The organism is Leclercia sp. AS011, from assembly GCF_037152535.1.
GTDB lineage: Bacteria > Pseudomonadota > Gammaproteobacteria > Enterobacterales > Enterobacteriaceae > Enterobacter.
The window spans coordinates 899,410-923,095 of record NZ_JBBCMA010000001.1 but is presented as its reverse complement, the minus strand read 5'-3'; the positions used below and the strand labels follow the sequence as shown (position 1 = coordinate 923,095).

At 53.2% G+C, this 23,686-nt stretch carries 17 protein-coding genes; 2 read left to right on the top strand and 15 right to left on the bottom strand.

Features of this window, described 5'->3' with window-relative positions; translation table 11 throughout:
- Positions 1 to 88 precede the first annotated feature (88 nt).
- The 13 genes from WFO70_RS04280 to WFO70_RS04220 form a co-directional block, all read right to left on the bottom strand.
- On the bottom strand, positions 89 to 1,492 hold the full coding sequence (locus WFO70_RS04280) for a hypothetical protein (protein WP_337014803.1): 1,404 nt from the start codon (positions 1,490 to 1,492) through the stop codon (positions 89 to 91).
- A gap of 204 nt (positions 1,493 to 1,696) precedes the next feature.
- A complete protein-coding gene (locus WFO70_RS04275; RefSeq protein WP_337014802.1) occupies positions 1,697 to 2,053 on the bottom strand; it encodes a lysozyme inhibitor LprI family protein in 357 nt (118 codons plus the stop codon).
- A gap of 983 nt (positions 2,054 to 3,036) precedes the next feature.
- Positions 3,037 to 3,756 (bottom strand): hypothetical protein, encoded by a 720-nt coding sequence (locus WFO70_RS04270; RefSeq protein WP_337014801.1) that lies wholly within the window; start codon positions 3,754 to 3,756, stop codon positions 3,037 to 3,039.
- A complete protein-coding gene (locus WFO70_RS04265; RefSeq protein WP_337014800.1) occupies positions 3,756 to 6,101 on the bottom strand; it encodes a glycoside hydrolase family 19 protein in 2,346 nt (781 codons plus the stop codon). The genes WFO70_RS04270 and WFO70_RS04265 overlap by 1 nt, the downstream gene beginning before the upstream one ends.
- Positions 6,102 to 6,110: 9 nt before the next feature.
- Positions 6,111 to 8,513 carry a type VI secretion system Vgr family protein gene (locus WFO70_RS04260; RefSeq protein ID WP_337014799.1) on the bottom strand — a complete coding sequence of 801 codons (2,403 nt, stop codon included), beginning with the start codon at positions 8,511 to 8,513 and terminating at the stop codon, positions 6,111 to 6,113.
- Positions 8,510 to 11,152 carry a type VI secretion system ATPase TssH gene (gene tssH / locus WFO70_RS04255; RefSeq protein WP_337014798.1) on the bottom strand — a complete coding sequence of 881 codons (2,643 nt, stop codon included), beginning with the start codon at positions 11,150 to 11,152 and terminating at the stop codon, positions 8,510 to 8,512. Before tssH ends, WFO70_RS04260 begins: the two co-directional genes overlap by 4 nt.
- Positions 11,153 to 11,321: 169 nt before the next feature.
- Positions 11,322 to 11,813, bottom strand: coding sequence for a type VI secretion system effector Hcp (hcp, locus tag WFO70_RS04250; RefSeq protein WP_337014797.1), 492 nt, complete (start codon positions 11,811 to 11,813; stop codon positions 11,322 to 11,324).
- A gap of 5 nt (positions 11,814 to 11,818) precedes the next feature.
- The gene (locus WFO70_RS04245; RefSeq protein ID WP_337014796.1) at positions 11,819 to 13,492 is read right to left on the bottom strand and encodes an OmpA family protein; all 1,674 of its coding nucleotides are present in this window, start codon (positions 13,490 to 13,492) and stop codon (positions 11,819 to 11,821) included.
- Positions 13,492 to 14,166 carry a type VI secretion system protein TssL, short form gene (gene tssL, locus WFO70_RS04240; RefSeq protein ID WP_337014795.1) on the bottom strand — a complete coding sequence of 225 codons (675 nt, stop codon included), beginning with the start codon at positions 14,164 to 14,166 and terminating at the stop codon, positions 13,492 to 13,494. Before tssL ends, WFO70_RS04245 begins: the two co-directional genes overlap by 1 nt.
- Positions 14,163 to 15,503 carry a type VI secretion system baseplate subunit TssK gene (gene tssK / locus WFO70_RS04235; protein ID WP_337014794.1) on the bottom strand — a complete coding sequence of 447 codons (1,341 nt, stop codon included), beginning with the start codon at positions 15,501 to 15,503 and terminating at the stop codon, positions 14,163 to 14,165. The genes tssL and tssK overlap by 4 nt, the downstream gene beginning before the upstream one ends.
- A 13-nt stretch (positions 15,504 to 15,516) precedes the next feature.
- A complete protein-coding gene (gene tssC, locus WFO70_RS04230) occupies positions 15,517 to 17,052 on the bottom strand; it encodes a type VI secretion system contractile sheath large subunit (RefSeq protein ID WP_337014793.1) in 1,536 nt (511 codons plus the stop codon).
- 41 nt (positions 17,053 to 17,093) lie between these two features.
- The gene (gene tssB / locus WFO70_RS04225; protein WP_337014792.1) at positions 17,094 to 17,585 is read right to left on the bottom strand and encodes a type VI secretion system contractile sheath small subunit; all 492 of its coding nucleotides are present in this window, start codon (positions 17,583 to 17,585) and stop codon (positions 17,094 to 17,096) included.
- A gap of 355 nt (positions 17,586 to 17,940) precedes the next feature.
- Positions 17,941 to 19,557 (bottom strand): peptide ABC transporter substrate-binding protein, encoded by a 1,617-nt coding sequence (locus WFO70_RS04220; protein ID WP_337014791.1) that lies wholly within the window; start codon positions 19,555 to 19,557, stop codon positions 17,941 to 17,943.
- Between the two features lie 185 nt (positions 19,558 to 19,742).
- Between WFO70_RS04220 and mpaA the strand changes: the two genes are divergently transcribed.
- Positions 19,743 to 20,456 carry a murein tripeptide amidase MpaA gene (gene mpaA / locus WFO70_RS04215; RefSeq protein WP_337014790.1) on the top strand — a complete coding sequence of 238 codons (714 nt, stop codon included), beginning with the start codon at positions 19,743 to 19,745 and terminating at the stop codon, positions 20,454 to 20,456.
- On the opposite strand, the gene ycjG is transcribed toward mpaA, so the two are convergent.
- A complete protein-coding gene (gene ycjG / locus WFO70_RS04210) occupies positions 20,447 to 21,412 on the bottom strand; it encodes an L-Ala-D/L-Glu epimerase (protein ID WP_337014789.1) in 966 nt (321 codons plus the stop codon). The genes mpaA and ycjG overlap by 10 nt on opposite strands.
- 105 nt (positions 21,413 to 21,517) lie before the next feature.
- Between ycjG and tpx the strand changes: the two genes are divergently transcribed.
- Positions 21,518 to 22,024 (top strand): thiol peroxidase, encoded by a 507-nt coding sequence (tpx, locus tag WFO70_RS04205; protein WP_032611112.1) that lies wholly within the window; start codon positions 21,518 to 21,520, stop codon positions 22,022 to 22,024.
- Between the two features lie 38 nt (positions 22,025 to 22,062).
- On the opposite strand, the gene tyrR is transcribed toward tpx, so the two are convergent.
- Entirely contained in the window at positions 22,063 to 23,604 is a 1,542-nt protein-coding gene (gene tyrR / locus WFO70_RS04200; RefSeq protein ID WP_337014788.1) for a transcriptional regulator TyrR, read from the bottom strand.
- Positions 23,605 to 23,686: the final 82 nt, after the last annotated feature.

The following is a 23,686-nucleotide window of genomic DNA, read 5'->3' as shown; positions in this document are numbered from 1 at the left end:
TCCTCAAGCGGAAATACAATCACTCTTTGTTCGTTAGAGACGGTATTTAAATTACCGCCAGATGCATATGCTATGACTCGAACGCTAACTAAATGCCCTTTTGTACTGTCATATTCATCCCCGGAATCTTACGCAGATACTTCTTCCACGGTGGGTCATCTTTGACGTAGTACCATTCACTCCCGTGCTTCGCAATCACACGGTATAAGCGGTCGCGGTAGGAGACATTATGCACCGCCTGAAGGTACTCCTGCTCCGAGTAACAACCGTCATGGTTGCTGTCAATCAACTCCAGCAACCGCTGGTAGTTATATTTGTTCAGTGCGTGAGTCGTACGCGTTTCATCCTGCGCCGCTTTATACAGCTGCTCCAGAATGCCCTTCACCACGTTGTTCGGTTGTTGAATGCCATCAATCAGTTCAAAACTTGCAGATGCCTTGTCCAGCGTGACAAACCCGAGCTCGCCTAACGCATACTGCGACACTTTCTTCACACTGGCTGCGGACAACCATCCACCCTCAGGGCGTATCTGATAATACGCCGCGTCCTGATTACCGGTCAGCGTATTTCCTGCTGCATCAGCACCGGGCACATTTGCAAGCGTCAGAATACCCGGGGCCTTTGTTTTACGGCTGCCGGCTGTTATTCCGGTATCGCTCTTGTCAGATAATGGCGCATCCTTCTGCCAGGTCAGGTATGCTGGGGCATCCTCTCCCGCCTTTACGGGATTGGTGATAAACGTCTCCATATCATCCATGCTCAGGCACTCGATGTGCACCTGGTAGCGCGAGCGTTTGCCATTTTCTTCCGGTAGCTGGTAAAAGCCCATATGCCCGAGACTGTCTCCGGCACTGACGGGCACAGGCGTGGAGGGGACATGCACATCATTGAAAACAGGCTCACTACCTGATGCCGTTGGGGCAGCCGTCAGGCTCTCACCATCTGACACCACCCACACCCGGTCGCCCTTTTTCAGCTTATCTTTATCCCGGCCCAGAGTGACCAAATTGAATGTTCTTGCTGCATCGCCGGCGTTCTTACCGGGGCGAATGACCTGCTGTGCGGTATTACCGGGCTCGTAAGAAAGCGGGAAATCTGCCGTCAGTCTGCCTGCATTTTTATATTGCAGTACGTCTTCACGGCTCAGATAGTATGACCAGTCTGTACGCGAGGTGCAGTTCACCATTCCTTCTGACTGAGTGGTGTAAGCCGGCGCGCATTTTGCCCACCAGGAGGGAACGGGCGCTGACGCCGCCGCTTTCAGTGAGCCCCGGTCAGACACTGTCCAGATTTTCGTCCCTGCTGTAAGCGTTTCTCCTGCAGCATTTTTCGTGTCACTGGTAATGGCCACTTCAGTAAACTGACGCTGATCGCGACTGCGGGTCACTATGGTGTCACTCAGTGTGACGGGCGTGTCTTTAGCCAGTTTTCCGGCTGCGCGCCCCGCCTGCAAATCTTCCGCGCTGGTGTAGTAACGCTGGATGCCTGCCACATTTCTGTCTGACTAACTTCCCTGTTGTTTATAAGCAACATAGGGCGCCAGATATATGGCTTATATCCATTGTGACAACTAATCTCACTCATGATAATGAAGGAATTCATTTCTTTTCATACAATCATTATCAGAAAATTTGCCCTTCATAAAGGTACAATGCTGTTTCACATACTCATCCCAAAAGGAGTTTGAGGTGCTACTTTAATGTGAAATTGCAACTTCCTGTTTTGATAAGATAGCTTTTAATTCTCGATTGCGTTCATATGTCTGTTCGTACAGACAAGAGTTTTTATAAATTGGTAATTCCTCACCATCTACTGACGTATATGTGCACATACTATCTCTAGAATTAACCCAGAATCTTTGCGTGTTTTTCATATCTTCTTTTAGTTCAGGATATGTCGTAATTATGGTGTTATACAAATAATTCAAATACGCATATTCCTTTTTATAGTTATCAAAAGCGCATCGCTCTAAAATTTTAATATTTTCACTTTTGCAATTCTCAAATGAGAAGGCAGAAAAGCTAGTTAAGATAAGTAAAACAAAAACTTTCATTGCGCCAATCCTTCTTCAAATAGTTTCGACTCACCTTATCTCCGCTTAATTAACCCGTCCAATTCTTTCCCTACCAAAAGTCTCTTCATTGACCTAATCCGCACAGGAATATCAGCGAAATTACCTTGTTTAAAATCTGTTTGTATATTTTTCATTTCAACCCTAGCTGCTACTGATGGAACTGTGAATGATGTGTAATTTTTGTTCAAAAGAATCGAGATCGACTGTGATTCATACATTGTCAATATCTACCCCATTGGCAAGAACTCGTTTTTTAGCCTTATATTGATGCTCGCATACTGTTTTAAAAAGAAAGTACTGTTGCTTTCGGGTGAGTGTTTTTTCATATTTAGGTACTTTATAGTTTATTTCATTGCAAGATGTAAAACTGAGGGACTTTGTTTCATCATGCTGTCTAAAAGCCACTATTTCAATGAGTCAGATAATGGCTTGGCATCTTTTTCCAATTCTAAAAAAGGACTATTTATATATTCTCGATTGTTGCCCAAGGTCTATGCTTCGTCCAAATGTCACATCAGAAATAACAATAACAACACCATTGTTATTTGGCACGTGTGGACGTCTGGATAAGTATGTTGGTTGACTAGCCATCGGATTTATTAGTTTGCCTGTATTACCTATATGTTGCCCTTGTTTTACTAACCCAACATTTACTTAAATGCTCCGTGGATCAAACCCTCCTTATCTGACAATAAATTTACGCCGGTCTGTTGTCATATGAATAATAACTATCTCACTCATTCCATTGTATAAGGAATTTTCACCAAAAACCTTATCATCACAAATTGCTACCACTTTCCCATAAGGTTTAGTATATAGATCACGTGCAGCATTTTCTCTGGTTCCACCATTACGAATCGTTCCATACGCAGTCATTGAGTTGTACAAAGAATAATCTTTACGTTATCTTCCCCTGTTGCACTAACCTGTAATAAACATCAGGACAGGGATAATGTATTATTTTATTTTTTAATCTCAAAATCGTCAGATTTAATCCAATATTGCGCCCAATTTCCAGATGAAGATTTATAATCTATTTCATAAAAAAAACCATCATTAGACATATCAATCAGAAAAAAAGAATCGCCTTTAATAAGGTATGCCTTTGTTTTTTGTCTTACATCAGGTTTCTGATATAACGAAGCCTTTGGGATGACTATATATCCTTCAAGCTCCTTCCTCGACAAGTATCCATCGCCTTTGGATAAAAGGATTTTTCTTGTTACATCCCCATTATTGAAATATGTTCTTTTCACTTGCTGGCAATCTATACACGAATCATTATAAAGTAACTCAAATTTACCTAATGAATTGATCCGATATACATTACTATTCCATACTCCCTGCTCTCGCCAAGTACTTATTATAGCATCACCCACTTGAGTAACATTGCAAAAATTCCCATTCTGACCTATTACAGGTTCTTTATCAATCTTTTCATCTTCGATTTTGAACAATACAAAGCAGTTATTTATATCCCCCACACTATTTAAAAACAAAAAAGTTTCTTTTTGCAAATGTGCAACTTTTATTTCAGAATATCCATTGATAATGAAGTTTTTCGCTGACTCTGGTATATCATAGCCATTGCAAGTATGGATATCACATGTTCCAGCAAGGCTATCACCACTAAGCACCGTAATAAATAACATTATTGAAACATAATTAAACTTAGACTTCATTACGTCAACCCCCATTCTTTCTTAATGGCAGAAAAATAACCCTCTCGCTCCGACAAACCATTCCCCCCCCCATTAACTGCAAGGGTTATTAATTGGACATTATCCCTCTCGTTATCAATCAATACATTAATATCCCCTTTTGCGCTATATTTCGTATGAATAGTACCATTATTGCGCCAGTACCAACATGAAGCTTTAATTGCATTACTCATGTCAGAAGCGATCAAATCTGAATCTGCTAAACAATTGACACCTGAGAACGTACTAAAACGCTTGTAATTATTTTTCCATGTAAGTTGAATCAAGCCCCGACCTTTATATTTTGGACCGTCGCCGACTGCAGTGTTTCCATTTTTAATAGCATCTTTATGTCTACCTGGATCATAGTTCTCCCCCGAACCAAATTCTAGTGTAGTGTCAAGATGTGCTGACTCATGTAAACATTGAGAAAGAAAATGAGCTTTATGATAAGGCCCTGTTATTCCGTAAAACATAAGCTCATTATTAAGCAGGTTGACAAAATTTTGTTTATCAAATTCAAAAACATTAGAATAATTTTTTCTAAAGTTTTCAGCAAAAAATTTCCCACCACGCTTGCCTGTAAACCAAGGCCCTGTATGCCCAAGCAATTTTTCAATTAATATTACAGTGATCTCATACTCTGATACATCCTTGATCGCATCCAAAAACACCATCGGATGAAAATGCCATACCGCCTCATCTTTATCAAACGGTGGCACCCTGCTCATCCACTCCAGATCCGCCTGCCATTTTTCACAGTACTCCACTTCCAACGTATCCAGATCTTTATAAAAGCCTTCCCAGCGTCCGGTTGAACGCCCCTTACTCCATTCGCTGTGATGTTTTACCGCCAGACGATTCACCACATTCTTCACCAGCGGATCGCGCACTGCCAGCGCCTGTCTGATTTCTTCTGCAGTAATTTTCCCGTCACAGTTGCTGTCCATCTCCGCCATCAGATCACGATAAAACGGCGGCACCAGACCGTACTGATATCCCGCGCCCTGTTCTGCTGAACGGCTTATTGCCTCAAAGGACTGAGGCACCCAGCTTTCATACGGGCTGTCCATCACATCACCGCCGCAGTCTTCCTCCAGCGCCTGAAACCCGAGCTTCAGTAAATCATACTGATTCACTTCTTCAACATCACTTTGCGGTAACCAGCCACTCCCGGTAATTTTGTACCACCATTTCTGTGATTCATCCGCAACGGGTGTTGTTGCTCCCCGTGTGAGCAGGCACTGCGCGCTCAGTCTGGCTGATATCGGGGTAAATACCGGTTGGCCTGTTGCATCCTGCCGGGTAAACAGGAGCTTTCCTTTTGATGCCAGAACTGACTTTTTATCGCCCTTCACGCATTCCGGATTGGCCAAAAAACCGGGCATCCTGCTGTCTGTACTCAGCACTTCCAGATGAACAAACCATTCCCTGTCCACAAGCCGACTTCCCTCTCCCGGGGATTCCGTACACCCCATAAATCCGACAGGCGCTCCGGCGCTGACCTTCCATTCTTCCGTTTCCCCTGTCAGTTCTACAGAATCAAAAACACCTTTTTGCTTCGCCTTCTGCATCCATTCAGGCATCAGCCCCTGTATTTCTCCGTCCGGTTCCATCAGTTCAGGATCCAGCGTTACCCAGTACTGCTCTTTTCCCGGAATATTATTTTTCAGTAAACGGACCAGCCCAAAAGTTGTCAGGGTTGTTTTTCCCTTCTTCGTGACATAAAAACGCCCCGTCCGGGAAGAGAAAAAACGGTCATCTGCCTTCAGGATCTTCTTCGTTTTGACTGGCGCTGGATATTTTTCGGCCTCACCGTTGTCCGGCTCCCCCTCCGGCAAACCGTTCTGCCCGTTTTTATACTGACGTAACAATATGCCGCTGTGCCCGTCCCTGACTTTATAACAGGGAGAAGCCGGATAATCGGCAACCGGGGCAAGATGCATGTACAGACTGTAAAATTCCAGCCAGCTTTTTTCTTTTTGCGGATCCGGTTTACACAGCGATTTAACCAGCACAAAGCTGCTGCTGTAACGTAGCTGTTGCCCACAGTATGGGGCAGTGAGATACTCATTATTTAATCGGTACGCAACCACAGTACCGTCAGCCATAAACTGGAGTGGTACAAGCTCTCCGGTATTGAGTGCATCCGGGTTCAGGGCCGAAAAGGGATTAGAGACATCACTGATATGGATCCCGCCATGCCACAGTCTATTTGCACCCAGTAGCCATGTTCCGTGAGCTTCATCGTCGACAAGACGCATGACTTCATCCAGCGAGCGAAACTCCTGGCCATTGGTGTTCCTGATGGGATAGCAAATTTTCATAGATACTCCTTATCGGGAAAATTTTCCGCGCCGCTGCAGTGGTGGTTGTGAATTTTCACCTTGCTGTTTTTCCACCGGGGAAACAGGGACCTGTCTGAGGCTGGTTCTCTCGAACACTTGCGTGACATTTTTCATTGACGCTCCGGTTCCAGGCACCAGGTAATCAGCTACTTTCATTATCATCATCCCTTCAGAGCCATGCTCTATCCCGTTCTTGCTCAGCTTCAGATATGACCCGCCGCCGTTTAGCGTTAAGATTTTCGGCGTGGAAATAATGATTTCGTCTTCGCTGCTCGTCACGGTCATTTGCTTTTCAGAGAACAACGCCATTGTGTTGTGCTGTGCCTGAATCTCAACATCCCCCTGATTCGCAACCAGCTTCGCCCCTTTTTTATGCACAAACAGCCCCAGCGCCTTTTCAACCGTCACGGACAGATTCTGCATTGCCCCAATATCGAGATGCTCACCGGCGTTAATCATGGTGTTCTTCGTACTGGTCAGCTGAAGGTGCTCGCCAGAAGTCAGCGCTACGCCATGCGGGGCACTTGCCAGCAGCACAGAGGATTGCAAATCTTTCAGCCTGTCCCTGACCAGGTTCACTTGGGTACTAATATCGGAGACCAGCGCCCCGGCCGCTTCGGCGGCACCATTCAGCGCCTGCATCTGGTTGTTGGCTTGAGTAATCTGATTCACCGCCGGAGTCATTTCCAGCACCTGCCCTTGGGCTTTTGGCTGTACATGCGCGGTCAGTAAAAGACCCCTGGCTGCACGAACGGCACCATACTCATCCGTACGCAGTTCAAAACCGGTACCGCGACGTTCGCGATGCTCGTTAACCAGATGCCCCATATTGAGCTGGCTCTTCCCGTATTCCGTGGCGAGCTTGATATGCTCCTCACCGCGTTTGTCTTCCAGCCGCAGTTTGTTATTCGCCGGGGTGCGCAGGATATTACGCGTGTGGTTATCACTGGTGACGTGGTCAGGGTGTTCAGAGTCATGCTGCGCATACGCAATATACGGTCGGTCAGGGTCTCCGCTTTCAAACATCACCGACACTTCCGTGCCGTCAATCAGCGGCGCATGCCAGCCGTAAGTGTCACCGGCATACGGTTTCGCCAGCCGCAGCCACAGATAAGCGTATCCCTGTTCGCTGTGGTTGCGGTCAAAGTCCAGCTTCACCCGATAACGACCCTGCGGGTCAAGCCAGGCATAGGTATCCCCTTTCTGCATGCTCTCCACGCGCGCAGGCAGAGCACCGGAAATCACCGGGCGATTAAGAGATTCAGGGCGAAAACAGACGGTTTCACTATAGGGGATACCCCTGAACGCCATCTGAAAGCTGTCCTGGCGCGAGCCACTGGCTTTTACCGTGGCGATAACTATGCCGTCCTTCACCACATCCGGCAGGCCGGCATCGGTTTCCAGCACCTGTCCCGGCGTCAGATGCGCGCTAGAGGTGCGCCCGCTGACGGTGTACTGCTCATTCAGGATGCGCTCGTGGCGCAGATGGGCAAAGAACGCGCCGGACTCAGGACTTTCCGTATCACCGGCTGTTAGAAACGGCTCTGCGTAGTGGTAGGTTTCACCGGTTGTGATGTCTTCCAGCCCGCCAAGACTTACCGTGCTATCCTGCGGCGTCAGTGCTTCCCGGTAATTGTAATCCCGGGTCGAAACACTGCCGCTAACAACGTGGTAAGCGGTGTGAATATCCCAGACACTTTCCCTGCCGTTGTCACTCATTCCGGCAGGATTTCGTAGCGGGAGGTTCACACCAAACTGGTAATGCTCTTGGGAGTCCTGAAAAATGATGACATCCTGCTCAAGGCGGTTGTCCATCTCGAACCGCCAGAAAATCCCTACCTCAGCCAGCAGGCGCTCAATAAACTCAAGGTCGGTTTCACGCCACCGGGTAATCAGCTCCCGCGCCGGATACTCGCGGGATAGACGGAACTCAAAGTCAGCGCCTTCCAGGCCGTGCCTGCGCAGCACCTTTTCCACGACTTCCGTCACGGACTGATTAAGAAAAATATCGCAGCCCTTCGTTTTCGCTAACAGGGCAATACGCGGCACCAGCGCCAGAGTGTAGACCGTGTCCTCTTTTGAGGTTGAAACACGTTCAAATGACGCCACCACTCCATAGACGGTACGCACAGGGATAGCCGGCGTCCCGTCATATACCGGGTTCTGGAACGTAAAGGACGCTGGTTTTAACAGTACGGCGGTACTGGCGATATCCGGCGTGGCACAGGTCACGGAGATATCATATCGCCAGGGCTTGCTCAGCGACTCCACCGAGCTGAATTTCAGCACATCAAAAAACTCACTACAGTCATGAACGTCCAGCCGGTAGCGGGACTGGCCCAGGAGTTTCTGCACCTGGTTCAGCGTATCAGTTAACAAAGAATCGCTCATACGTCCGCACCTTCGTCAAATGACATCACAATCCCCTCGCTCTGATCCCAGCCCAGCTGCAGATGCTGCGGTTTCAACCCCGCCGCCATATGACTTAACAACTGCTGGCTCAGCACCGGTAGTATCTGCTGGTTCAGCAGGCTGTCGACGTTTCGCGCCCCGGTATCCGGCAGCAGGCAGGCATCCGTGAGCTGGACGTACAGGGATTCATCGATAGTGGTTTGCATACCGTAGTGACGCGCCAGGCGCTGGCTCACCTGTTTCAGCTTCATTCCGACAATCGTGCGCATGGCCTCCTGTGCCAATGGACGATAAATTACCGTCTGGAAACGAGCGAGTAAGGCTGGCTGGAAGTGGTCGCGCAGCAGCGGACGAAGCAGTTCCTGCAGGTCCGGCTCCGTCGCCTCCGGCTGTTCGTCCAGCATCTGCATGATGTGGTCGCTACCGAGGTTGGAAGTCATGAGAATAACGGTATTGCGAAAATCAATCTCACGCCCTTCGCCGTCGCGCATAAAGCCCCGGTCAAAGACCTGGTAGAACAGATTCATCACGTCGCGATGCGCCTTCTCCACTTCGTCGAGCAGCACCACGCTATACGGGCGCTTGCGCACCGCTTCGGTGAGAATGCCGCCCTGGCCGTAGCCGACGTAGCCCGGCGGCGAACCCTTTAGCTGAGAAACAGTGTGCGGTTCCTGATACTCGGAAAGGTTGATGGTAATCAGCGATTTTTCGCCACCAAACAGTTCATCGGCCAGTGCGAGTGCGGTTTCGGTCTTACCGGTGCCACTCGGGCCGGTCAGCAGGAACACGCCCTGCGGGCCGTTCTCTGGCGCAAGCCCGGTTTTGCTGGCCCTGAGTCGCTGCGCAATGGCATTAAGCGCCCCGTCCTGACCCACCACGCGTTTCGCCAGGTGTTGTTCGAGGCTCAACAGCTCTGTCTGCTCATCCTTCATCAAGGAAGAGAGTGGCACCCCAGTCCAGTCGGAGATAACGGTGGCGACAGTGCGCGCATCCACATCCAAACCCAGTAAAGGGTTATTTTGCTGAACGGTGCTTAGCTGGTTTTGCAAATTAACAATGTCTGCCTGACGGGATATGTCCGCGCGGCAGGCCAGCAGTTCTTCAGTGAGCTTCAGTTCCTGCCCATACTGGGTTTCCCGTGTATCGCGCTCCAGGATAATATGGATCTCTTCCTGTTCGATGCTCGCCAGACGCTCACCGTGGGTATTGCTACCCAGCGCAATATCTTTTAGCAGCGCCTGCTTCTCCATATCCAGCGCCGTTAGCTGCGCCTTCATGCGGGTCAGTTGCTCAGGCACGGTATCAAGGCTCATGCGGATGCGGGCAGAGGCGGTATCCAGCAGGTCCACCGCTTTATCCGGCAGTTGCCGTCCGGTAAGGTAGCGCCTTGAAAGCGTGACGGCGGCCTTAACGGCCTCGTCGGTGATGTGTACACCATGGTGCTCAGCGTAGCGTGACTTGAGGCCACGCAGCATCAGGCAGGCGGTTTCGTCGTCCGGCTCGTCGACCTTCACCATCTGGAACCGGCGCTCCAGCGCGGCGTCACGCTCGAAGTACTGCTTGTATTCGCTCCAGGTGGTGGCGGCGATGGTCCGCAGTTCACCGCGGGCAAGTGCCGGTTTCAGCAGGTTGGCCGCATCTGCGCCACCCGCCTGGTTGCCTGCCCCGATGATAGTGTGCGCCTCGTCGATAAACAGCAACACCGGCAGCGGTGAGTGCTGCACCGCTTCAATGATGTTTTTCAGGCGCTGTTCAAACTCACCTTTTACTCCTGCGCCCGCCTGCAATAGGCCAAGATCCAGGGTGCGCACAGATACTGGCTTTAGCGCGTCCGGTACATTTCCTTCGGCGATTCTGAGCGCCAGACCTTCCACGAGCGCGGTTTTGCCGACACCGGGTTCGCCGACCAGAATCGGGTTGTTCTTACGGCGACGGGAAAGAATATCCACCATCTGGCGAATTTCGGTGTCACGGCCAAAAACAGGGTCGATTTTGCCGTCCCGGGCGCGGGCGGTGACGTCGAGGGTGAACTTGTCCAGCGCGTTCTGAAGTGCAGGACTCAGCTCCCCTTCCTTTATCTCAACACCCACTGGCCGGCCCACAAACTCCACCTCACCGCCATGCGCCAGTTCCGCCTCCTGCTGTATCTCCGGACGCTCGTCCGACTGGGCGTCGAGAAGCCCGCGCAGGCGCTCAAGCTGGCTCTGCGCCAGCGTCAGTAGTGGCCACAGGCCGTCGCAACGCGCCAGTTTTGGTTTATCTGCCAGCGCCATTAGCAGGTGAATACTGCGGATCTGTTCTTCGCCTGCCAGCGAGGCTGTCAGCCACGCATCCTGCATCAGTGTCTGAATATTATCCGAGAGTTGTGGGCGGTTGCGTACAGAGCGGGGTAATGCGTCCATAAACGCCAGTAAGTCCTGCCATATGGCATCCATATCCCACTCATAGCGACGGGCCAACACCGTCAGATCGCCCTCACCCTGCTCCAGCAGTTTCAGTAGCCAGTGCTCGGGCATAATTTCCGCATGCGCGCGAGTCTGGCAAAGGAAAGCCGCCCTCTCCATCGCACGGGCACAATAAGGATTAAGTCGACGTAACAGGATGGCTGGATTTTCCATGAGATATTCTCTTATTAGTTCCGGACACGCTACCGCCCATCGCTTTTCCATAAAGGAACCCAAAGCGCACTGGGTCAGGCAGGCAGATTGTGTTTTCTCTTTGCTGAACACCCGCATTTCAGGTGCTCAGCAAAAAACTGCGGACAGGAAAAACCTGCCCGCATCAGGATTACGCGGTGGTACGTTCGTTCCAGGAATCGGAATGAATGATGTTGCCGTCTTTGTAGGTCCAGGTGATTTTTTCGTAGCGCAGTTCAATCTGCTCAAGGTGGTTGTGCTTCTCGAAAGCAGGATCCTTGATGTCGTGCATCTTCGGATTCACTTTCACCAGCTTCACGTTCTCAAGCTTCGTATTGAAGTACTCCACTTCCTGACCCGCGTCGTTGATTCGGTACCACTTGAATTCCGCAGATTTCAGGGTCTGCCCAGTGGTCACAGCCTTGTACAGATACGGGCTGGAGGAGTCGATCTCTTTAGTGAACAGGAACGGCGTGTGAATACGCGTGCCGGTCAGCTTGCCAGTGTTGTTGTCGGTCGGTATGTACAGCTTATGCTCCTGCGCCACCACCTCGATGCTGCCTTCACGGTCCTTCACGTCCACGGAACCTTTAATGTCCGCGCCGCCGTCGTCCTTCAGCCACAGATAAACAGGAATTGCCATGTTAATTACTCCATTTCATTTTTTGACGCGCCATCATCCTGCGATGACGCGGGGGTGTTGCCCGGCAGCCGGCAGGCATTCGCCTGCGGCACCAGACTGATTTCGACACGGCGGTTCAGCGCGCGGCCTTCTGCCGTGTCGTTAGTGGCGACAGGACGGCCTTCGCCATAGCCCTGCACCGCAAAACAGCTTTCCGGCACGTCACCGGTGTCACGCATCCAGTCGCGCACCGATTCGGCGCGTTTAAGGGAGAGCACCTGGTTGGATTTGTCATCCCCCGTGCTGTCGGTATGGCCCGTTACTACTATCAGCCAGCCGGGCTTCGCCCTGATACCGACCAGCGAGTTGACCAGCAGTTTTACCGACCCCGGTTTCAGCGCCCATTTGCCGGTATCGAATAGCGACATGCTGTCCAGGCTGATGATTTTCGGTTGCGTTTTAGTCGCTGGAGCCGGAGGGGGAACATAGGAATCAATCGCTTTCTGTAACGCCAGCCACAGGCGCTGTCCCGGGTAATAACCCAGTGCATACCTGAGCGGCTCCCCCTGACGCTGCCAGCGCTCCAGCAGCAGGGCATCCTGTTTCAGCGTCTCCAGCGACTGCGCTTTTGGCTCATAATGGTTCTCAGGGATGGCATACCAGCGCTGCAAATCCATCCCTACGTGACGGATAAGCACAGCGTTATTCCGGGCAGAAAAAGCCAGCGCGGTCAGAACACATGCCAGAATCCATATGACGAGACGTCGGGAGCGCTGCCCCCCCTGTACGGGCGCGCAGTAAGGCGCGAGCATCGGTAATACCGCATCCGGAAAACGCCCTGATACCTCTGTCGCGCTGGCTGCCTGCGGTAAAATCAGATGCGTCAGCCGATACAGGTGCTGCGACCAAAGCGAAGCCGTGTCGGCATGTGCTAAAGCGCTTCTGAACGCCACCGCAAATGGATGAACCGCCGGGAATAACCGGTCCTCTTTTGCCAGCTCATCCACCAGAACAGTACGCATAAAAGAAAAGGCCTCCCGCAGGACGGGCATCAGCGCCAGATGTTCGTCCTGTTGCCAGTCATCCAGCGCCTGTGGCGTTGCATCAGTCGGATAAACCACCGTTTTATCGCCACGCACAACCAGCCAAGGGGTGGAGGGGCCGGAAAACTCGCCGCTCAGCATCAACGGCAAAGAGAATCCGGCAATCTGGCTCAGTTGCTTCATCTGCTGGCGCAACGTTTTCAGGGAGGCGCGCAGCACCGCTTCATCCTGATGTCTTTCGGGCTGGCAGACATACATCACCGCCAGCTGTCCGGTCTGGCGCGGCTGCTGTTCGTGAATATCTCGAACCATCTCGCTCAGCCTGTTGACGTCGTTCACCCGCAGCCACCAACCCTGTGCGGTTTTGCGCAGGGTTTGCCCCACGAATAAGGCGTCCAGTTCATCCCCGCAGACGAGAACAACAGGCCCCCCGGCATCAAAAAGCTGCAGTTCGCCGACGGACGTTTCTCCCTCTGCCTTTATCTGGCTGGAACGGTTTTTTCTCCGGACCCACCAGACAGTCAGTGCGGCAATACCTGCCGTCATCATCCCTTTAAACAGTGTGCCAGCCGGAATGAATCCCCACAGTAGCCATACAAGCGCCGCGACAACCGCCAGAACGTGAAATATCAGAGAGACCAGGGCTGATTTACGCATTAGTGGGGTAGCTCCAGTAACTGCTCTGACAACAGTGCCTGAAGCCAGAGGTGCCCTCCCCACCAGGCAATGCCAGTAACCACAACCGCCGCCACGATCCAGAACCAGACGGAACGCAGCAGGCTATTGCGATGCTTTCCGGTCCGGTGCACAACCAGAGAGATGTCCGCATCCAGAGGGGGGACTCGCTCGGCAAGGGCTTTAATCACCTCTTCGCGCTGAGACTGGCTGACAGAACTCATGCTGTATAACCCGCGGAAACCCAGCGCGATCACCCGGTGGTAGCAAGTCAGAACGGCCATATTCGGCGCAGGCTGGCGTAAGACCTCGGCAATACGATCCCAGAGCGCTTCGCCTGCGTGTAACGACCCGAAATAGCTCGCCTGCAACGGCACCTTTCGCCACGCTGCCCGACCCGCGTCAGCTTGGGCGCCTTCTCGCGGCGTTCCGCTCATCACCACTTCGTCAAGCAGCGCGCACTGCGCATAAGAGATATGATCAATACTGGCTTCATCATATCCGGCACGACCAAGCGCCTCGCGCACGCGCTCTACGTGTTTACAGCAGGTGGCATACAGCACATCGCCATCGGTCGTTGTCGCACCTTGCTTTAGCAAGGTGACGATGAGCCAGGTTTCCGCCATTAATTCATCAATATCAATGTCTTTTGTCATGATCGCAGTACCGCAAACAGTTCGAGTTCAAGCCGTCCCAGCAGCGCAGGCACGTAAAACATGCAGACTCCCTGATCCACCATGTCGCGAGCTGCAGCACAGTCCATATCCAGCGCGAAGTACTGGTTTTCCATCCGCACCGGCAGCGCTGCCGGAACGCGGTTAACAGCAATTAGCGGGATCCCCTGCAATGCGACGGTGGAAATCGAATTCACATCATCCGGTGAACCTGCTTTACATAAGGCTGGGAACTTGTCTGCTACCTGCCAGGCGGGAACATCAGACCTGACGGAAAGGTAGAGGTCGGCTTCTTCGCGCAGACGGATATCATGCAGAGAGGCTTTCCATGTCTGATCGTCCGGGCGAGACATCTCCAGGGCGATCACGCGGGAAGGCAGGCTTGCTTCCAGTAAGACGGTAATCAGTTCAAAAAGTGGCGGAAATGTTTTTTCTGGTTCGGCATGGTCATAACCGGGAATAACATCCAGATCGCTGTCGAGAGAAAACGTCAGCATACTGCCGGCCAGACGCGCGAGCTCCGCCCACACCTGCTCTGGATGTCGGTCCGGGAAACGTTCAAACTCCGTTAATACCCGCGCATGGGAGTTCAGCGCATTGAGCAGCCAGAAAAGAGAGACGTCTGCCACCGCGAAATCGGCCAGACGCTCGTTGCTTTCGCGGCGCATGGACATCAGGCGCTGTCGACGGGAGCGAAGCTGGCGGTTCAGTAAAACCAGTCGTTCCCGCATCGCCGGGCTTGCCGAAAATAATGCCATCGGCGGAATAAATGACGGATCCTGACGCCATTCCTGTCCGTCACGGATCAAACGCGCAACCGGGCAGCACTGCCACGACGCGTTATCCTCATGTTCAAAACGGATCGCCAGGTTAAAGCGCGCGACAGCGACAGATTCCTCCTCACTCCCAAACGCATCCTGAATACTGACCCACTCCTCACGGTAGCGAAGCGGCCGATCCGCCATGACGGATTCCTGCTGCACGTTATTCAGCCCGGACTGCATAAGCGGCAGGGCAAGCATCACCGTAACCACGTCTGAACGTTGTGATAACTCCAGTTCGCGTGGTTCCGGCGGCAGATCGCTGGTGCCTGTATCTACCAGCGTGCCATCAGGCAGCCAGAGTCGCAGTCGGGTAATCTGAAGAAGGCCCGATCCCAGCAGCCTTTCATCAAACTCTGCCCGCTCTACGCCCCACGCAAACGGTGAGGCGAGCGCCGCAACGCCTGTGCTTCGGAAGGATTCCCATTCTGACTGTTGCTGGAACTGCTGAGGGGACAACAATGCCCCCTCGTTCCACAGCGGACGATAAATTTTCATCCCTGCGCCCGCCTTACGCTTTCGCTTTCGGCATCTGGGAAACCAGGGACAGATTCACATCCATCCCTTCGACCTGGAAGTGCGGCACCGCGTACAGTCGGACACGGAAGAAGCCCGGGTTATCCTCGATATCTTCCACCACCACCTTCGCGTCGCGCAGCGGATGGGAGGCCTGTAGTTCATCGCCCGGGTCGGTCATTTCGGTCACCAGACCCCGTACCCAGGTATTCAGTTCCAGCTCCAGCAGGCGACGGTCCTTGGTCGTACCGATGTTTTCGCGCTGAATCAGCTTCAGATAGTGCGCGATACGGGACAGCAGGAAGATATAAGGCAGGCGCGCGTTAATGCGGCTGTTAGCTGTCGCATCAGCGGTGTCGTATAGCGCCGGTTTCTGGGTTGAGTTAGCGGAGAAGAAGCAGGCGTAGTCGCGGTTTTTGTAGTACGACAGCGGAATGAAACCGAGATTGGCGAATTCGAACTCGCGGGTTTCCGGGATCATCACCTCAGACGGGATCTTCACCTGGTTGCCTGTACCCAGATCGTACAGATGGATCGGCAGATCTTTCACTGCGCCACCGGCCTGCGGACCGCGGATCTGCACGCACCAGCCGTTATTGATAAAGCTCTTCACCATGTTGGAGGCAAAGGCAAAAGACGCGCTGGTCCAGAGGTATTTCTCGTGATCCGGGCCCTTCACCTGCTCAACGTAGTTAAAGCTGCGTACCGGCACAGTGTCCGGGCCATACGGCAGGCGTCCAAGCACGCGCGGCATCACCAGACCGATATAGCGGGAGTCGTCGGTGTCGCGGAAGGATTTCCATTTGATGTACTCGGCCCGGTCGAAATAGTTGCCGATATCTTTAATGGCCGCCACCTCTTCCATCGACTCTTTCAGGAAGAATTTTGGTCCGACCGCTCCGATAAACGGCATATGCGCCGCAGCTGAGACTTTGGAGATGTTGCGCAGTAGCGCCACGTCCTGCGGGCTGGCATCGAACTCATAGGCAGAGATCACCGAGCCAATAGGTTCACCGCCCGGGGTGTCGTACTCCGCGGTATAGGTGTGCCAGTAAAGACCGCTCTGAATCAGCTCCGGCGCGTCCTCGAAGTCCTGGCGCAAATCATCTTTGGATACATCCAGAATTTCGGTTTTCACGTTCTGGCGGTAGTCAGTATTGTCGACCAGCTGTTTCAGGCCGCGCCAGAGAGACTCGACCTTCTGGAACTCCTGATGATGCATCACCGCATCCAGCTGGCGGCTGATTTGAAAATCCAGCTCGGCGATATGGTGATCAATCAGCGTTTTGTCGAGCTTTTCCACCTGCTGGCCGGATTTACGGATACAGTCCATAAAGACCTGCATCGCAGCCGTCAGGCGCTCGCCGGCCGGCGCATCAGCCAGTGCAGCATCATCCAGAAACGCATTAATATCCCCAAGGCTGGACGCCGGGGTAAGGTTGATTTTTTCAAACAGGGAGGCGTAAACGCCCTCTTTTTCCAGTACAGTAGTTTGCCCCTGCGCAGAGCCAGTTTCAGTATTTACAGACATCAGCATATTCCCGGTTAATCCATTAAAAGAGATGCCCGTATTTATTTCGGGGCAAGCGCACTCATTTCGTCACGTAATTCCTGAGACAACGCCGGATCCCTAAGGATTTTCTCGAGTTCTTTTCTGAAAGTGGCGTTATCAAGAAGATTGGATTTCAGATCGCGTAATAAATTACGCATCGCCAGCATGGCGCGGAGTTGAGGAATTTGGCGGGCAACCTGTTCAGGTTCGAAATCTTTGAGGCTGGAAAATTGCAGTCGGATATTTTCTTCCGAAACCTCGCCAGCCAGCGTATTTTGTACGGCGAGATTAATTTCCGGGTTAAATTCTGAAAGTACACTATCGAAATTATTTTTATTGACGTTAACCTTTTCGCGTTCCGATAACGGCCGATTTTCTTTGCCATTACTGAAATCACCCACGGAAAGGAGCTTAAGCGGTAATTCAACTTTCTTTTGTGCACCCCCCGTATGCAGAGCCAACTTTAAATTTATGCGTGCCTTGGGCACTTCATTCTGAAATGTATCAGCCATAGCAGTCCCTTTTCCTTAAGGAAGAGTTATTAAGTAAAACTACATTTTTTGCAAAGGCGATATTAAAACAAACAATTGCAATGGATCAACTAACAGATGGTCCAAAAGTAGACTTCACTCAAAGAGTTATCTTTTATTACCGCCAGCGAACAATATTAAACACCAAAATACATTCGTAATTCTGATCATTCGCACCCAAATAAAATGAAATGCATTTGTTTGCGGGACGAATACTATATTAATATCCAATCATTCTTTTAACTGAAATAAATGACAGTAATGAATTTACAGCCGGAGAAATGAAAACTGGCGCGGAGAACCGCGCCAGTGAGAGTGTTAGCAGAGCCTTACGCTGTCAATGCTTCTCGATATACATCGTGCGGCTGTACGCCACGTCTTCCGGGTTGTTTATCGGATAGCCTTTCACCCAGGGTTTAATCAAGCGCCCGTTGGTATATTGATAGATCGGCGCGATCGGTGCTTTCTCCGCGAGGATTTTCTCTGCCGTGTTGTAGTCCGCATTGCGGGCCTTGACGGTAGTCTCCAGCGACGCCTGATTCATGACCTTGTCATACGCCGGATCGTTGAAGCGGGAGATATTGCCGGTGTGCGTGGAGGTCAGCAGCGAGAGGAAGGTCGACGGCTCGTTATAGTCTCCCACCCACGAGGCGCGGATCACATCGAAATTACCGGTATTACGGCTGTCGATATAGGTTTTCCACTCCTGGTTTTGCAGCTTCACGTCGACACCGAGGTTCTTTTTCCACATTGATGCCACCGCGATGGCGATCTTCTGGTGGTTCTCCGAGGTGTTGTACAGCAGCGTCAGCTTGAGTGGTTTCTGCGCGTTATAGCCTGCCGCCTGCAGCAGCGTTTTGGCCTGCGCGTTCATCTCTTCCTGGCTCATGTGTTCAAAGGGTGATGGCTCCGGGGTGAAGCCTGCCGTTACGTCCGGCGTGAAGTGCCATGCCGGTTTTTCGCCCGTACCCAGCACTTTCTCGGCCATGATCCGCCGGTCGATGGTCATGCTCAGCGCCAGACGCACCCGGGCATCCGCCGTCGGCCCTTTTTGGGTGTTAAAAGCGTAATAGTAGGTACCCAGCTGCGGCGGAGTGTAGACCTGGCCCGGAATGTCCTTCAGCAGCTTCTGATAGAGGTTTTTAGGGAATGATTCGGTGATATCAATATCGTTCGCCAGATAGCGCTTGGTGGCGGATGACTCCTGGTTGATCGGGATAAAGGTCACTTTCTGCAGCACCGTTTTATCGTTATCCCAGTAATGACTGTTGCGCTCAACCACCAGCTTCTCGTTGACCACGCGGTCTTTCAGGATGTATGCCCCATTGCCCACCAGCGCACCGGGGCGGGTCCACTCCGTGCCGCTCTCGACGTTGGCTTTTTGTACCGGGTAGAAGGCGAAGCTGGCCGTCAGGTTGGCAAACCACGGCAGCGGTTTATCCAGCTGGACGCGCAGGGTTCTGTCATCCACTGCGGTCACGCCCAGCTTATCCGGCGTAGCCTTGCCGTCGATGATGGCCTGGGCGTTGCTGATCCCCGCCAGCGCGGCAAACCAGGCGAATGGCGACGTGGTTTTCGGATCAACCAGGCGCTGCCAGCTGTAGACAAAATCCTGCGCCGTGACAGGGGTGCCGTCCGACCATTGGGCGTTCTCGCGCAGGGTGAAGGTCCAGGCGCGGTTATCGTTACTCTGCCAGCGGGTGGCAACGCCCGGCACCAGTTCACCTTTTTCGTTCTGGTTAACGAGGCCTTCGAACAGATCGCGGATCACCTGAATCTCGGGCAGCCCCACCGCTTTGGCGGGATCCAGTGAAGCAGGTTCATCTTTAATATGACGCACCAGCTCCTGCTTTGGTGCCAGGGTCGTCCCGGAGGGAACATCCGCAGCAAAGGAGTAAGAAGAGAGGCCACACAACCACAGGGCAGAACAAATCAACGAAACCGGATGCTTCATGAGATCCCCTTTAAAATGATGGGTAACGAGCAGATGCGTAATTATTTGTTTCAGAACAGGGAAATGCAAACAACTTCCGTCGGAAAGTTGAACTCTGCCGGTTTTGCCCCGGCGCTGAAACTATTTGATTAACCGCGTGTTTTGCACAACACTGCCAGTAGTATAACTCTGATTCAGGAACGTCTATGTCCCTCACTCGCCCAAGAACGGAGCGTGGCGCTTTCCCGCCTGGAACCGAACATTATGGCCGGTCATTCCTCGGCGCGCCCTTGATCTGGTTCCCTGCGCCGCAGGCCGATCGCAACAGCGGCCTGATCATTGCCGGCACCCACGGCGATGAAAACTCCTCCATTGTGACCCTCTCCTGCGCCCTGCGCACCCTGGCACCTGAGCTGCGTCGTCACCATGTGGTGTTAACCGTCAATCCGGACGGCTGTCAGCTGGGGCTGCGCGCCAATGCCCGTGGCGTGGATTTGAACCGTAACTTCCCGGCGGCCAACTGGCGAGAGGGCGAGACGGTCTATCGCTGGAACAGTGCTGCACAGGATCGGGATGTGGTATTGCTGACCGGGGATAAACCCGGCTCAGAACCGGAAACGGAAGCGCTGTGTCATTTGATCCACAAGCTGCATCCGGCATGGGTGGTGTCGTTTCACGATCCGCTGGCCTGCATCGAAGACCCTGACCATACCGCACTGGGGCGCTGGCTGGCGGAGGCCTTTTCGCTGCCGCTGGTGACCAGCGTCGGCTATGAGACCCCGGGATCGTTCGGCAGCTGGTGCGCGGATTTAAGCCTGCACTGCATCACCGCCGAGTTCCCGCCGATCTCGTCAGACGAGGCCAGCGAGAAGTACCTGAGAGCAATGACCGATCTGCTGCGCTGGGAACCTCAGAGATGAACCACACCGGTGGTGTAATGCAGCGCCGGTGAGACATCCACCGCCAGCCATGTCGGGCCATCCAGATCGGCAAACTGCACCTCGCTCGCCAGCGGCAACGCCGCATTAATTGCCCGCGAGGTGCAGAGCATACAGCCGAGCATCAGCGCAAAACCCTTCTCCCGCGCCTCGGTAGCCAGCGCCAGCGCTTCGGTGATCCCCCCGGTTTTATCCAGCTTAAGATTCACCATCTCGTAGCGCCCTTTCAGGGCGGGCAGGCTCTCACGCGTGTGACAGCTTTCGTCAGCGCAGATGGGCAGCGGGTGGATAAAATTCGCCAGCGCGGCATCGTCGCCCGCCGGCAAAGGCTGCTCGAGCATCGCGACATCCAGATCCGCCAGCAGCTGACAGCGGGCAGCCAGCCCTTCGCTACGCCAGGATTCATTGGCATCGACAATCAGTGTGGCCTCAGGAACCGCACTGCGAATAGCGACCATACGTTCGCTGATGAGATGATCGTCCAGCTTCACTTTCAACAAGCGCGCCCCGGCGGCATACAGGGCTTTGGCACTGGCGGCCATCTGGGCGGGTTCGCCGATCACCACCGTCTGCGCGGTCACTACCGTTTGCGGCAGCGTCGCGCCGGTCAGGGCAGCCAGCGGGATCCCCTGCTGGCGCGCGGCTAAATCCCACAGGGCGCAGTCAATGGCGTTGCGCGCCGCCCCGGGGGGCAGCAGCGTCTGTAGCGCTTCCCGGCTAAGCCCCTGCTCAAGTTCCGGCCCCAGCGCCATAATCTGCGCCATCACCGAGGCAATGCTCTCACCATACCGCGGATAAGGAGTACATTCCCCGACCCCTTTGACACCCTCTTCCTCTATTTCCACCACCACCACGCAGGCTTCGCTCCGGGTGCCCCGGGAGATCACAAACGGCGTATGCAATGGCCAGGCTTCTTCATATACCTTGAGGGTTCTCATCACTCACTCCTGTATAGCGGCTTCGCGTAAATAGGGTTTGCTGTGTTATTGGCTGATGACATACACTAACGGCGACGTTAACTATATGTAAACAGGAAGATAACTATGTCACAACTCGTTCATTTCCAGGGCAACCCGGTTTCTGTTGCAGGATCCATTCCTCAGACTGGCAGCAAAGCGCAGGCGTTTACGCTCGTGGCAAAAGATCTGTCTGACGTCGTGCTGAGCCAGTTTGCCGGCAAGCGTAAAGTGCTGAACATTTTCCCAAGCATCGATACCGGCGTGTGTGCCGCATCTGTGCGTAAATTCAACCAGCTGGCGACTGAAATGGACAACACCGTTGTGCTGTGCATCTCCGCCGACCTGCCGTTCGCCCAGTCCCGTTTCTGCGGTGCTGAAGGTCTGAGCAACGTTATCACCCTCTCCACCCTGCGCAACCCGGAATTCCTGGAGCAGTACGGTGTGGGTATCGCTGAAGGTGCTCTGAAAGGCCTGGCCGCCCGTGCGGTTGTGGTGATCGACGAAAACGACACCGTCGTGTTCAGCCACCTGGTGAATGAAATCACCACCGAGCCGGATTACGCTGCGGCGCTTGAAGCGCTGAAAGCGTAAGCGCAAAAAGAAAGCCTCCCTGCGGAGGCTTTTTTTTTTTACTCGTCACCCTTCTTCTGGCTCAGACCGTACTCGCGCAGCTTGTTGGCGATAGCGGTATGCGAAACACCCAACCTTTTCGCCAGCTTACGCGTGCTGGGATAGTTACGATAGAGCTGCGTCAGCACCGAGCGTTCAAAGCGGCTGGTGATGTCGTCCAGCGACCCTTCCATCGCCTCTTCGCCTACTGCCACCGTACCGGCGTCATAATCCGGCAGCAAGATATCCTGCGGCCGCAGCTCATAGCCTTCAAGCTGAGTCAGTGCCCGATAGATCGCATTCTTCAACTGACGGATATTGCCCGGCCAGCCGTAACGGGTGAGCACGGTATTGAGATCGGCTGAGAACTTCGGTCGCGGGATCCCCTGCTCATCGGCAAAGCGCGCCACAAACAGCTCGGTCAGCGGCATGATGTCCTGCGGACAATCGCGCAGCGGCGGGATATTCAGCGTCAGCACGTTGAGACGATAATAGAGATCTTCGCGGAAGACGCCCTTCTGCACCAGCTCCACCAGATTCTTCTGGGTGGCGCAAATCACCCGCACATCCACATGGACCTCATGATCTTCCCCCACCCGACGGAAGGTACCGTCGTTGAGGAAACGCAGCAGTTTGGCCTGCATGCGCGGCGACATTTCGCCAATCTCGTCCAGCAGCACCGAACCGCCGTTGGCCTGTTCAAAGAAGCCTTTTTTCCCTTCCGGCGCGTGGCCGAAGAGCTCGCTTTCGACGGCATCTTCCGGAATAGAGGCGCAGTTCAGCGCCAGATAAGGTTTCGCCGCGCGCGGCCCCGCCTGATGTACCGCATGGGCCAGCAGATCTTTCCCGGTGCCGGTATCGCCGGTGATCAACAGAGGTGCCGCCAGGTTTGCCAGCTTGCGCGCCTGCTCCACCACGTGGCGCATCTTCGGGCTGACGGCAATAATCTGGCTAAAGGCACCCACATCCTGGCTCGACAGATTTTGCAGCTGACGCCCCATACGTACCGTCGAGCGCAGCATAATCACCGACCCGGTCAGGGTGCGGTCGTCGTTGTCGCCCTGCAGGTAGACCGGGGTGATCTCCATCAGGAAGTTCTGCCCGTTGATGATCACATGTTCGCTGTGGGTCGACTGCGGGTTGCTCTCCAGCCAGCGCGGGAAGTTGAAGCCGGGGATCAGCTGGGCGGCATTCTGGCTGCTCAGCTTGTCCGGCTCCTGGGCAAACAGCTGGCAGCTTGCCTGGTTGGCCCGGTCAATTTTGCCCTTCAGATCCAGGGATAAGAACGGCTCCGGCATCGCTTCCAGCAGCGCGCTCAGGGCCAGATGCTCACGCTCGGAGGGCATCCAGGGGACGGTGCGCACGTCCGTAACGCCAGCGATACGGCGGATTTCAGCCATTAAGCTGCTGAATGTATCGAAAGCAATTTCAGCAAAGTTCAGGTAAATCTTCCCGATAGGGTCGATCTCAATCCCGCGCAGATCAATGCTACGCAAAACAAGGAGATCGAGTAACTCGCGAGTCAGGCCGATACGGTCCTTACAAAACACTTCCAGACGCATGGGAAAATCACTCTATAAACAGTAACTCTGAAATGATAAGCCAGATATCGGCAATCGGGAAGCAGGCTGTCAACAAATATTG